11 protein-coding genes are annotated in these 12,443 nt (G+C 39.4%); 7 read left to right on the forward strand and 4 right to left on the reverse strand.

Features of this window, described 5'->3' with window-relative positions; genetic code table 11:
• Nucleotides 1-316: 316 nt before the first annotated feature.
• Together EAE93_RS02170 and dsdC are read right to left on the reverse strand one after the other, a co-directional pair.
• Nucleotides 317-871 carry an Ail/Lom family outer membrane beta-barrel protein gene (locus EAE93_RS02170; protein ID WP_214038981.1) on the reverse strand — a complete coding sequence of 185 codons (555 nt, stop codon included), beginning with the start codon at nt 869-871 and terminating at the stop codon, nt 317-319.
• A gap of 642 nt (nt 872-1,513) precedes the next feature.
• The gene (gene dsdC / locus EAE93_RS02175; protein WP_105397776.1) at nt 1,514-2,452 is read right to left on the reverse strand and encodes a DNA-binding transcriptional regulator DsdC; all 939 of its coding nucleotides are present in this window, start codon (nt 2,450-2,452) and stop codon (nt 1,514-1,516) included.
• A 241-nt stretch (nt 2,453-2,693) separates the two neighbouring features.
• On the opposite strand from dsdC, the gene dsdX reads away from it, so the two are divergent.
• Together dsdX and EAE93_RS02185 are read left to right on the forward strand one after the other, a co-directional pair.
• The gene (gene dsdX / locus EAE93_RS02180; protein WP_110087440.1) at nt 2,694-4,031 is read left to right on the forward strand and encodes a D-serine transporter DsdX; all 1,338 of its coding nucleotides are present in this window, start codon (nt 2,694-2,696) and stop codon (nt 4,029-4,031) included.
• A gap of 292 nt (nt 4,032-4,323) precedes the next feature.
• Nucleotides 4,324-5,655, forward strand: coding sequence for a D-serine ammonia-lyase (locus EAE93_RS02185; protein ID WP_214038982.1), 1,332 nt, complete (start codon nt 4,324-4,326; stop codon nt 5,653-5,655).
• Nucleotides 5,656-5,974: 319 nt separating this feature from the next.
• On the opposite strand, the gene EAE93_RS02190 is transcribed toward EAE93_RS02185, so the two are convergent.
• Nucleotides 5,975-7,696: a phospholipase D-like domain-containing protein gene (locus EAE93_RS02190; RefSeq protein ID WP_046394686.1), complete on the reverse strand. Its 1,722-nt coding sequence runs from the start codon at nt 7,694-7,696 to the stop codon at nt 5,975-5,977.
• 287 nt (nt 7,697-7,983) lie between these two features.
• Here EAE93_RS02190 and EAE93_RS02195 point away from each other — a divergent pair, with 287 nt between their 5' ends.
• From EAE93_RS02195 to EAE93_RS02215, 5 genes are all read left to right on the forward strand, one after another.
• A complete protein-coding gene (locus EAE93_RS02195) occupies nt 7,984-8,220 on the forward strand; it encodes a TA system antitoxin ParD family protein (RefSeq protein WP_036807581.1) in 237 nt (78 codons plus the stop codon).
• Nucleotides 8,189-8,386, forward strand: a complete 198-nt coding sequence (locus tag EAE93_RS02200) for a type II toxin-antitoxin system RelE/ParE family toxin (protein ID WP_036807584.1) — start codon at nt 8,189-8,191, stop codon at nt 8,384-8,386. Before EAE93_RS02195 ends, EAE93_RS02200 begins: the two co-directional genes overlap by 32 nt.
• A 417-nt stretch (nt 8,387-8,803) precedes the next feature.
• Nucleotides 8,804-9,859 (forward strand): alkene reductase, encoded by a 1,056-nt coding sequence (locus tag EAE93_RS02205; protein WP_110087368.1) that lies wholly within the window; start codon nt 8,804-8,806, stop codon nt 9,857-9,859.
• Nucleotides 9,860-10,040: 181 nt separating this feature from the next.
• Nucleotides 10,041-10,442, forward strand: coding sequence for a nuclear transport factor 2 family protein (locus tag EAE93_RS02210; protein WP_036807590.1), 402 nt, complete (start codon nt 10,041-10,043; stop codon nt 10,440-10,442).
• A 205-nt stretch (nt 10,443-10,647) separates the two neighbouring features.
• Nucleotides 10,648-11,112 (forward strand): Rrf2 family transcriptional regulator, encoded by a 465-nt coding sequence (locus tag EAE93_RS02215; RefSeq protein ID WP_036775476.1) that lies wholly within the window; start codon nt 10,648-10,650, stop codon nt 11,110-11,112.
• Nucleotides 11,113-11,184: 72 nt separating this feature from the next.
• Here EAE93_RS02215 and EAE93_RS02220 read toward each other — a convergent pair whose 3' ends face one another.
• The gene (locus EAE93_RS02220; RefSeq protein ID WP_036775475.1) at nt 11,185-12,225 is read right to left on the reverse strand and encodes a LacI family DNA-binding transcriptional regulator; all 1,041 of its coding nucleotides are present in this window, start codon (nt 12,223-12,225) and stop codon (nt 11,185-11,187) included.
• Between the last annotated feature and the right edge of the window lie 218 nt (nt 12,226-12,443).

Here is a 12,443-nt window from a genome sequence, read left to right on the forward strand (position 1 = left end):
AGTCTTATTTAACATTCTCCGTATGTTCTTAAGATGATTTAGTGATAAATACATATATCTTCTGAATTTCTTTCGCAGTTACCATTTCTTGTAATGTAGGTAATGATACCTGAAGTTCTTCTATGATTTTTTGTGATAATGTTTTCTAACTTGATTAAAGTGAATAGTGCAAAAACACCTATAAGTTATTGTTTGTTTTCTCTAGGTTCCTATTAGTTTTAAAATAAATAATTATTCCTATTCAATATTTATGAAAACACCAAGGTTGTAAATACGATATTCAACCTTGGTGATGATACATTGAACATTAATCAAGTTAGAAACGATAGCCGACAGTTATATTAAAACCGTTAGTAGATAAATGATCTTTCTCGTTTCCGTCTTTAATACTAAAGCGGCTACCTTCATAACCGGCGGTAATTGAAGTATTGGTGGTTGGATTAATAATAAAACCCGCTCCCCAACCTAAAGTATTTTTGCTTGCTTCATCCTTTTCGGTATCTCCAGTACTAAAGTGAGTGGAAAATTTTGTATTAATCCTAGATAATCCCAGTTGGCCATATAAGCTAATATAATCATTAATCCTATAGGTTGGGCCCGCCATTAGGGAATAATACTTAATATCACCTTTTGAGTGGTATTCCTTTGTTGTTTCTTTTTCATCTCCTTTAGCAAAGGTAAATGATGATAATAGCCCCCATTGATCATCAAGCTCATATCGGTAACTCAATGTTGCACCATTTAGTGCGCTTACATCTTGTGGTTTCACGTAGGCGTATCCGATAGAAGCTGTATTTTGTTCAGCTTGAGCAGGTAAAGTTATCACAGATACAGAAAAGATAACTCCACAGCTTAATAACAATTTTTGCATTTCATTACACTCTATATACTTCTAAAATAAACGACTTTATAACTCATTTAAACGATTTGCTTACTAGCAGTTGTGATAAATATCATAACTTACATCATCAGTATATATTTTTTGATTAAATTTAGACGTTATTTTCAAATCATTACATTATTGCTGGTTTTTTAAGGATAGAAATAGTGATATAGAAATTCCAGTAAAAATGTGGAAATAATAAATGGCTATTGCAGTCGATAGATATTATCTCTATGGTTGAAATACTTATTTATTACCAAGGGGTTAAGATTAACTTAATAAGACTGGAATTTTGTAGAAGACTGAATCTTGTCATCAGGAAATGAATTAATAAATTTCCATTTTTCAGTAGAGTTAGAGGAATTATCGACAATTTTGACTTTCAGTCTGGGAAATTATCAACAATATTTACTTTGTAGTCATGAAATTATTCAATAATTTTAATATTTTCAAAGATCTTTGAGACATCGACTTGACTTTTAGCAGCAGCGCTAAATGAAATAACTGTTACTAATAATAGGGTAGAATCCGGTGTCAAATTTCTGTGGCGATTCACTATCGCCACTTAAAGCTCAATCACCACTTAAAACAAGGCAGGTTTATTATGTTCGTTAATGGCTGGCTATATTTTTATTCGTCTATAGTTGATTTTAGCCATTGGATAAAGGCATTGACTTTCTCATTCTGTTGTTGAGGCAGGGTACAGGTATAGTAATATTGTTTACATAATACTTCAGTGTTGGGAAAGGGGGCGACTAATTCATTGTTTTCAATTTTCTCCCAAATCATATTTTTTCTGCCCATTGCAACACCCGCATGGTGTATTGCGGCAACGGCAGCTAAATCGGAGCGATCAAAGACAATACACTTGTGTGATGGGTCCAATGTAACGTTAAAGTGTTCTGCCCATGTATTCCACTCTTTGGTATCGGAGTCATAGCTCCATGCTTGTTTATCGTGTAATAGTGTGCAGTATTGTAGATTATCGATATTTCCCATTAGGTTATGCTTTTCGGCATATTGTGGGCTACATACCGGGGTAATATATTCGCTCATCAGATATTGATGTGATAACTCGTTGGATATAATATCATCAAAATAAATCGCAAGATCGATACCATAACCGCGGAAATTCACATTTTCGTTACCGACTAAGATGTTCAGGTTGATGGATGGATATAGCTGATTAAAATCAGCCAATTTAGGCACTAGCCAGCATTGAGTAAAGGTCGGGCGGGAGTAAATAGTCAGATTACCCGATAACTCCTGATTTTTTATTTCCAGAATTTCCTGATTTAGATGTTCCAGCGTCGATTTAATTGTCCAAAATAAACGCTTTCCTTCACAGGTTAATTCAATTTTTCTGTGAAAACGTTGGAAGAGTTTGAATCCCAACTCTTGTTCCAGAGAACTGATTCGATGGCTGACCGCACTGGCACTGATAGCTAATTCGTCAGCGGCCAGAACAAAGGAGCAGTGGCGAGCGGCTATCTCAAATGTATGCAGCTTTGATAACTGGCTTCCATTGAGTAACTTATTTACAACCATGAAATTATCATCTGTGTACATATTTATAGTGTTTCTAATTCATCGACGACGGATAATGCAACCGTATCATTAAGGCGGTGTGTTTCAGATAGTTTTAGTGATTTAAATCGCAAATAAAGTGAAAATTTTGATCAGTATCACTGAATTGGCTCAATCTGATTCATGCATGGCTATGTATTAATCATTTGTCAAAAATTGAATATTCATATTCAATAATGAAAATTCGTATGACGAACAGAGGCTGACTGTGGGGAATGATTAAGTGGATTCACAACCTTGGGTGATTGGTACGTTACTTACAAGTATTGTGTTAATCGTATTTACGATAATTAAATTAAAAATTCACCCTTTTCTCGCGCTATTGTTAGCCAGTTTTTATGTCGGTGTCTTAATGGGAATGAACCCTGTTGAAATGGTGAGCGCCATTCAAAGGGGGGTCGGAGATACGTTAGGTTTTTTGGCTGTAGTGATTGGTCTGGGAACCATTCTTGGTAAGATGATGGAGATATCCGGCGCGGCAGAGCGTATTGGTATCACATTGCAAAAATGCCGGTGGTTGTCACCTGACATCATTATGGTGCTAATTGGTTTGGTTTGTGGTATTACGCTGTTTGTCGAAGTAGGGGTGGTATTGTTAATTCCACTGGCATTTTCTATTGCCAGGAAAACCAATACGTCACTGCTGAAATTAGCGATCCCATTATGTACAGCGTTGATGGCGGTTCACTGTATTGTTCCTCCACACCCGGCTGCATTATTTGTGACGAATAAACTGGGTGCGGATATTGGTTCGGTGATTGTTTATGGGCTGATAGTTGGTCTATTTGCAGCTTTGGTAGGTGGTCCATTATTTCAGAAGCTTCTCGGCAGCCGTCTGCCTTTTAAATCGGTTCCGGCTGAATTTTCTGAAATTGCAGTTCGTAAAGAAGAGAATTTACCCTCTTTAGGCATGACATTGTGTACGGTGTTATTGCCAATTGGGTTGATGTTGATTAAAACGATTGCTGAATTAAATATAGAAAAAGGCACCATGTTTTATGCGGTGCTGGAATTTATTGGTAATCCTATTACAGCTATGTTCATTGCCGCCTTTGTTGCCTATTACACCTTGGGCATCAAGCAAAATATGGGAATGAGTACACTGTTGACGAAAACAGAAGATTGTTTCTCCTCTATCGCCAATATCTTATTAATTATCGGCGCGGGCGGAGCATTTAATAGTGTTTTAAAAGTAAGCGGCCTTAGTGATACGTTAGCCGTTATTTTGTCGAGTCTGGATATGCACCCAATTCTTTTGTCTTGGTTGGTTGCTATTATTTTGCATGCGGCGGTTGGTTCAGCAACAGTCGCAATGATGGGCGCAACAGCGATTGTTTCGCCTATGTTGCCGTTATATCCAGATATTAGCCCTGAAATCATTACATTGGCAATTGGTTCTGGTGCTATCGGCTGTACTATTGTGACTGATTCACTGTTTTGGTTGGTTAAGCAATATTGCGGAGCAACGCTCAGTGAAACTTTTAAGTACTACACAACTGCGACATTTATTGCGTCTGTAGTTGCGTTGGTTGGGACATTTCTTCTTTCTACTATTGTGTAATGGAAAGAAGTAACAGCTCAACTTGAAAAATAAGAATAAGACGTGCGAAGTGTCAATACCAGGGAAGCCTGTAAAACAGGCAGCTTTTATAGCTAAAATAATAAACAAAATGAACATTAACGTAGTAATTAAAATAAGGGGAAGATAAAAAATAAACAAAGTATGATGTGCTGATATATTGTAGGAAGTTATAGTAAACATAACATATTGAATATAATAAAAATTCTAATAATCAAGCAAGTAAGAGTTGTTTTATATACCAGGGAAACACTTATCTTGGGTTAATACATACATGAAAAGTACTGAAATTCAGCAATTACTAAATGAATATCCGTTAGTAAAAAATTTAATGGAATTAGAGGAAATCTTTTGGTTTAACCCTTGTAACACCACCTTTAAAGAGGGATTGCCTTTTGTCAGTTTGGACGCTGATGATGTCAGGGATGCTAAAGCACGCCTGGATCGTTTTGCGCCTTATTTATGTAAAGCTTTCCCGGAAACAGCCGTCACACATGGCATTATTGAATCAGAAATAGTGGCTATTCCTACGATGCAGAAAACACTGGAACAATATTATGGTGTGGGTATCACGGGAAGAATTTTGCTTAAAAAAGACAGCCATTTGCCAATTTCAGGTTCGATTAAAGCCCGTGGTGGAATTTATGAAGTGTTAGCTCACGCGGAAAAATTGGCATTACAGGCGGGGCTGCTTTCTAAAAACGATGATTACAGCAAACTATTCTCGGAAGAATTTAAACGGTTCTTTAATCAATACAGCATTGCTGTAGGTTCTACCGGCAATTTGGGGCTGTCCATTGGTATTGTCAGTGCGAAACTGGGTTTTAATGTCAGTGTGCATATGTCTGCCGATGCTCGTGAATGGAAGAAGCAAAAGCTACGTTCGCATGGGGTCAATGTCGTGGAACACGAACTGGATTATGGGGTAGCTGTAGCCAGAGGGCGTAAAGAAGCCGAATCTGATCCGAACTGTTTCTTTATCGACGACGAAAACTCCCAAACGTTGTTTCTGGGATATTCTGTCGCAGGTGGACGGGTAAAGGCGCAGTTTGAGCAGATGAATATTGTGGTTGATGAAGATCATCCATTATTCGTTTATTTGCCGTGCGGCGTTGGTGGTGGTCCCGGTGGTGTTGCATTTGGACTGAAATTGGCTTTTGGTGATCATGTGCACTGTATTTTTGCTGAACCTACCCATTCTCCCAGTATGTTATTGGGGGTATATACTGGTTTGCATGACAATATTTGTGTACAGGACATCGGTATCGACAATATCACTGCTGCTGATGGTCTTGCGGTAGGCAGGGCTTCTGGCTTTGTTGGGCGTGCGATGGAACGTTTGCTGGATGGATTTTATACTATTCAAGATCAGGAAATGTATAATCTGTTGGGGTTACTGAATCGTGATGAGGGTATCCGGTTAGAGCCGTCGGCATTAGCTGGTATGGCGGGTCCCGCTCGTGTGAGTGGAAACCGTGATTATCTGAATAACAAAAACCTTTCAGTAGAACAGATGAAGCAGGCTACACATCTGGTTTGGGCAACCGGCGGCGGTATGGTGCCCGATGATGAAATGACAAAGTATTTAGCGACAGCCAAAATCTAATTGGCGTCTTTCACAGGGGCGATCCGGTTATCGGCATCTGGTTTCTCAGGTCCAATGTCCTGCTGGCCTCCAGGTTATTACTGAAAAACGCGTTGATTTGGTTTCCTACGTTGAAAAGTCATTTTCTTAATATTTTTCAAGTTATACCCTATGGATTTCAAGATGCATCGCGGCGGCAAGGGAGCGAATCCCCGGGAGCATAGATAACTATGTGACCGGGGTGAGTGAGTGCAGCCAACAAAGAAGCAACTTGAAAGATGACGGGTATATATTCCCGCCAGCAGTTGGCGGGAATATATCAGTACACTGGTTGCTTACATCAAACATTTTTGTAATTAAATGAATGTGTTCTTGAATATTTCCACAATGGTTCCCAGTAGGATTCGATGAAAGTTTTTACCGCATCTTTTCCCTCAATAAGATAGTTGAACTCTGAAAGATATCCCGGGTAGAGATTATCAGAACCAACCACGTAGAGTTCATCGTCAATTATTGTTACTTTTGCATGATTCCCAGGAGCAGGGGCAACTTTGGGATATACCGGACCACTTGCTTTAATTAAAGACCGGAATGGGCGTCCTATAGAACCTACCTGTGGAGGTCTTTCAGCAAGAGGCGGTTCTTTTAGCGTAGCAGTATAAGAATTTTCATCCGGGGTTGGCCATTTGTATGTAGTACCTTCAATCGAAAGCTCTTCAGGTACTTTGTCTGTAAAGAAAAAAGGGGCAATCTCTATTCTTTTCAGTGCGGCTAGCCTGATTCCATCCGGATCTTCCAGCTTCTCATCGGTGTGCTCGTCATGTGTTAAATAGTATTTAAATATTTCAAACGTTCTTTTGGCTCCAGAACCAAAAGAATATTGATCACCAGCGGCGCCTGCGGCTGCATCAAGTGGCGATACAACAACTTGAACTTCCAGCTCGGGGTTGGCAAGTAATGCTTCGATCAACCATCGGCACACATGATGATCTCGCCACTGTTTTTTCCATGCACTGACAAGATCCTGTTGGGACATGCGAATTTTCTTCTTTGCATTCTTTATTATAAACTCTTTCATTATTTCAGAGCCTTTTTTATAATCTGTTCGCATATCAGGCCCAGACCAATATTTACCTACGGATAATATCCTGCTTGCTTTCTTATATTCTGGGTCTTTAGGTGGATTTTTTAGGCATTCTTCTTTTTTTCTGTCTATATATTTAGTAATGTGCTCTTTTTTTAATGGATCTTTTGGCTTTCCCACAATACCATTTGCATTAACCCATTTATTTTCATCTATATCAAAGAATTCTTTAGTTAAGAGGTCTGTATCAGACTCCCACATGTTATTTAAAAATAATTGTGAGCTTAATGATGCCGTTCCTATAACTTTAACAGAGACATCATGAACTGGAGGGTAATTTTTAAAGAGATCCATATTTAAATTATGGCCCCCGACAAATGACTCAATTCCATCAACTGCGATAATTTTTGTATGATTCCATGTCATTCTGGTGTCATCTTCTGGAAACATTTCCTCTGGTAGCACCTTCTTCTGTAATGATACTTTAAGCCCATCTACTATTCTGAAAAACCGACCAATCCATATTTCAGGTATACACTCCCAATGCTTTCTCCTTTCCTGAATTAATTGAATAATATCACTTTTCAATGCCAGATATTCAGGGGTGCCTTCGAAGTATGAATTCACACCGTTTAACAAAGATGTCGGTGTTTGAGCAAATAAGAACCTTATTTGAGTTCTGTCCTTCCTGTTTATTTTTTTGGTAAATGCGCGATCAATAGCTGATAGGATAACTTTTCTCCACTCTGCATCCGGGGCATTTAAGGAGGAAATATCACAGCGATAACGCATTTTTTCCAGAATACTTACAATAGCATCCTCAAATTCTGCTTCCCTTTTAATAGCCTGTGGCATTATCTCTTTTCCAAAAGGAAATCCCCATATTTTGGGAGTATCAAATATTTTTACATAGTTGATTTCACTTGTTTTATGAAAGTAACCGTCCAGTTTTTTTTGTAAACCATCCAATAAATTCATATATGTATCCTCCGGCAACAATTTTTTTACATATCAACCAACAGCCTGCCAGCATCAGACAAACCATTTATAATCATAACTAATTTTTGATAGGGGGAGGCTAAAAAAGATAAAACTGGGATCACGTATTTTCAAATTAGGTTATTGCGTCTATTCATTAAAGGATGTTTATCATGGGAATAGACATATCGAAATCAATGATTGCATAGTGCGATAAAATGTTGCATTTCATACAAATGCGTTTTATATCGCATGTAGTACAAAATCTCAGAGGGGCAAATTAAACTATGGCTATCAGTATAAGTTTGGATGATGATTTCGTGAATGATGTAAAAATTCATGCAGAAGCTTCAAGCAGAAGTGTACCTAAGCAAATTGAGCATTGGGCTAAAATTGGTCGCATTGCGGAGAATAACTCTGATTTGCCGTACTCTTTTATCCTTGATTCTTTGCTGGCAAAAAGCGAAGTCAATAATGGTAAGGTATCTCGTTATGTCAGAAGGACAAAAAGATCCAAAGATTGACGTGTATGAAATAAGACGTTTCTCTAAGGCTAACCAGTTAACATTGCTTGGTTATTATTGGGTTGAAGAGAAAATAGAGTTATATCTGCTGAATTTTGGCTCTCATGAAAATTTTTATCAGGAACAAAAGCGACACAGAAAAACGGATTTAAAACTCATTGGATAGGGGTTCTATCTATTAAAGAGCGTTTCAAGGCTGCGTATTGCGTGGCCTTTTTTATGCCACTCATTTATTAACTCAAATCAAAGGCTATAAGCAGCTTATATCATGCTCAAGCAAAGTCATTGTTGTGTCATAACATTATTATCTTGCAAATATTTTAATATCTGACATTTTTATTTTGTTGTATTATGTAACTGTGTAAGTTACATTAATTCATGTCAGAGAAGCAGCCTGCTACTAAAGACTCGGGAACAGAATCAAGAGAAACAGAATCAAGAGAAACAGAATCAAGAGAAACAGAATCAAGAGAAAAAGTTCACACTCCCTAATTAACGCTGTTTGTTTCTGGTATGACCTGGCTATGCATCTATTGATGATTTGCAACGAAGTGCATTTATTAATCTATATGAGAGAAAAAATATGCCTACACTTTTTGACCCAATTCGCATTGGTGATCTCGACTTGCCAAATCGCATCATTATGGCTCCTTTGACACGCAACCGTGCAGAAGGAGAGGGACGTGTCCCTAATGCGCTGATGGCGGAATACTATGCTCAACGCGCTTCCGCGGGTTTGATTATCAGTGAAGCGACCTCAGTAACTCCGCAGGGAGTTGGCTACGAGGATACGCCGGGTATTTGGTCGGATGAACAAGTTGCTGGTTGGCGGTTGGTCACGGATGCCGTGCATGCTGCCGGTGGGCGTATTTTTATACAGCTTTGGCATGTGGGGCGGATATCGGACCCTATTTTCCTTAATGGAGAACGGCCAGTGGCGCCAAGTGCAATTGCGGCTGATGGTCATGTTAGCTTATTACGTCCAAAACGTCCTTTCGTAATTCCGCGGGCGCTTGAGTCTGAGGAAATTCCCGGTATTGTCGAAGCATTTAGGCGCGGAGCGGAAAATGCGAAAATGGCAGGGTTTGATGGAGTAGAAATACATGGCGCCAATGGATATTTGCTCGATCAATTCTTGCAAGATAATGCTAATCTGCGCACAGATCAGTACGGAGGCTCAGTCGAAAATCGGGCGCGATTACTGCTGGAAGTGACAGATGCTTGTATTTCGGTTTGGGGAGCATCACGTGTTGGTATGCATTTATCCCCACGTGGCGGTTATTATTCTATGGCGGATTCCAATCCTGTGGCGACGTTTGGATATGTAGCACGTGAACTTGGTAAACGAGGTATTGCTTTTATCTTCTCACGTGATGCTGTGGTTGATGGTGATTTAAGTAAGGTGATAAAAGAGGCTTTTGGGTCAACTTATATTGCTAACGAGGAACTTACTAAAGAAAGTGCCGAGCAAGTTCTTGCTGACGGCCGGGCTGATGCAGTGGCTTTTGGTCAATTATTCATCGCCAATCCAGACTTACCTCACCGGTTTTTAATTGAAGCGCCATTTAATGAACAACAACCGGAAACTTTTATGGTTCCTGGCGCTATAGGCTATACTGATTATCCAGCGCTTACCTAGGTAAGGGGATATCTTACCCGCAATGGATAGCCTAACATGAAAGATGTTCGAATTGTTTTCCGGGGATGTTAATTTAAAGTGTCAATGGCGCTTTTTGGTTGAATGTCCCAAGATATCCGGCCGGCTCATTTTATAAGAGCCGGTCATATTTCATTGCAGGATAGTTTGAAGGAGAATGATAATGTCAGATTCATTAAATGTATCTATTGTTCGCCGTTTTTATGACTCTATGGGCGATATTGATGTTCTTCGCCAGATCATGGCAAGTGATGTTATTTGGGATATTACCGAAGGATCTCGGTATGGTGGGATTTATGAAGGAATCGAAGATATACTAAATAATTTCTTTGTGCCATTTTTAAATGATATTGATGATTTTGTTGTGGACAGTTCTGAATATTTTGAATCAGATGATCATGTCATTGTTCTGGGGAATTATTTGGGGCGAGTGAAGAGTGGTAAGCGGTTCATTGCTCGTTTCGTTCATATATGGACAGTGCGGGATGGACGGTTAGTTAAATTACAACAAACTGCCGATACGCTTAAAATTGAGCGTGCTCATGCAGATTATTCTATTCGGTAACGTCGGTTGCCATGCTTGTAATATTAACTGAGCCGAACAATGGCATACGGTGGCAAAACGGGAGGAGTAGGAATGTTAATCAGGCAAGTTAACATTCTGAATTTCATTTCTTGTTATGTGACGAAATTAGTGACATACTACGCGGCCTTTTTGTTCATATTTTGCTATTCTTCCGTAACATCCTTCAGGTATACAGGATTTTCTAGTGCCAACATCTACCCGTTTTGCTGTTGCTATTCATATTCTCACCGATATCGCTCTTCACCACGGACAAGCTGTGCGTTCTGAGGATATCGCAAAAAGTGTGAATACTAACCCGACTGTTGTTCGTCGGCTCTTAGGCGCCCTTGCGGAGGCTGGTCTGACTTATTCGCAAATGGGGCAGGGCGGTGGAGCGTTACTCGCCCGGCCGTCGAAGCAAATCTCATTGTTAGATATTTATCGCGCAGTTGAAGATCCTCAGTACTTTACCTTGCACCGTTCTAAACCTAATCCCAAGTGTTATATTGGGCACAATATCACGCCAGTATTAGAAGATGAATTTTCGCGTGTTACCTGTGTGCTAGAAACCGCTTTAGCTGAAACGACGGTGGCTGACATAGTAAATAAGGTCGAGGATTGCGCGGGTTTTCCTTTCACCTCGCATGACCTATGCCAGCAGGTAAAATAGTTACCACGATTACAGGCTTTAATCACAATGGATGTCTCATTATGGCGTTATCATTTTGTTAAGCGCTTTTTGTTAAGCACTTTGCCTGGGCTCGAACTTATACGAAAATAGGTGATATTGGTTGTTTTGATGTTTTGTTTCATCTTCACCTTGTTGATTGAGCAGTTTTATTAGTAATTTTCCGGTGTCCCTGCCTATTTGGGGATAATCAATGCGAATTGATGTTAGTGTTGGTTGTGTATGGTCACAGTTATCTGAACCTTCCAGACAAGCAACAGCCAAATCAGTAGGTATTTTAAGTAGACGTCGCTGACATTCAAATATGACACCTAAGGCAATCACTTCATGACTGCAAATTACACCTTCCAGTTCAGGTTGACGTAATAACATCTCAGTAACTGCCTGGCGGCCAAATTGCATGCTAGCCGTATCCGAGGTAGTGATATTTTGGTCAGCATTCTGATAGTGATGCAGCATGGCTTTATGCCAGCCATTAATTTGCTGATTGCGTAAACGGCTGTCCATTTGGGCGCCAATATAACCGATATGCTTGCGGCCATTATTTAACATATGTTCAGTCAACGTATAGGCGGCCGCGGAAAAATCGGTTTCTATATTAATTGCTGTTTGTTGTTGATGAGAGCCTGCAACATTAATAATGGGAATATTGATATGAGAAATATTGCTGTAGGTTTTATCTGCCAATTGTGAACTGAAAATCACCAGTGCTGCTGCATTGCTTTGCAGTAGTGTCATGATAATTTCGGCTTCTTTATTATGGTCATATTCATGACATCCAAGCAAAACTTGAAAAGCATGTTTATTCAGCACTTGTTGCAGTGACTGTATAAATGTAGCGCTGGCTTTATCTGTCAGTGAGGGCACAAGCACCGCGATAATATTACTTTGACCTGAAGCGAGTACGCCGGCAGCGCCATTTGGGATATATCCCAATTCCTGTATGGCTTGTTCAATTTTTTCTCGTAATTTATCCGATACCATTTCTGGTGTTCTCAATGCGCGTGAAACTGTCATTGAACCGACACCGGCATACTTAGCAACATCTTGTAATGTTACTCGCCCTGTATTACGGCGTTTTCGTGTCTTTTTCATCAAAATATTTTTCTGTTTTTTTAATTAACTGCTATGAATTTGACGATGGGATTCTACCTGATCTCAGGCAATTCGTGGGAAAAAACCATGAATGTACTTTCGCTTTTTGGTGAATTAATCAGATAACAAATGATAGCGCTATCACAATAATGAATTACGATCATAGATAGCGCTATCATTTGTGACTAATATCACTAGCAGAAGACAGAGGGCAGAAA

Source organism: Photorhabdus akhurstii, assembly GCF_018448925.1.
Classification (GTDB): Bacteria; Pseudomonadota; Gammaproteobacteria; order Enterobacterales; family Enterobacteriaceae; genus Photorhabdus; species Photorhabdus akhurstii.